This window comes from Streptomyces sp. P17 (genome assembly GCF_032436805.1).
Lineage (GTDB): Bacteria > Actinomycetota > Actinomycetes > Streptomycetales > Streptomycetaceae > Streptomyces.
In genome coordinates this window covers 1-276 of sequence record NZ_JAVRBF010000738.1, presented here as the reverse complement: position 1 = coordinate 276, position 276 = coordinate 1, and the positions used below count along the sequence as shown (strand labels likewise).

The following is a 276-nucleotide window of genomic DNA, read 5'->3' as shown; positions in this document are numbered from 1 at the left end:
ACGCTCTTCCGATCTAAAGGTACGATAGATGGCTAGGAAAAGATTTAGTTATTTGCTTATAAACTTGATATGTTGAACCAGTGAAATACCAACAATCTGGAAAAGTAAAAATCCTCGCGACCTCTCTTATTTGCAGTGGTCTATCTTCTTCTGGATGAGAAACTGGAAAGAGTCGGTGGTGGTACGGCATAGGAGAAGGCTCAAACCAAGAAAGACGCCTCATATTCCTAAATATGTCTCCATGCATTTGTTGTAATTCTATGGGTAAATCACGGC

At 40.2% G+C, this 276-nt stretch carries 1 protein-coding gene; it reads right to left on the bottom strand.

Annotated elements, in window-relative coordinates; translation table 11 throughout:
• Positions 1-13 precede the first annotated feature (13 nt).
• Positions 14-190, bottom strand: coding sequence for a DNA cytosine methyltransferase (locus RMT89_RS46300; protein WP_399498965.1), 177 nt, complete (start codon positions 188-190; stop codon positions 14-16).
• Between the last annotated feature and the right edge of the window lie 86 nt (positions 191-276).

Coding starts and splice junctions, on each gene's coding strand:
- RMT89_RS46300 (WP_399498965.1), bottom strand. CDS start 190: ATGCCGTACCACCACCGACTCTTTCCAGTTTCTCATCCAGAAGAAGAT.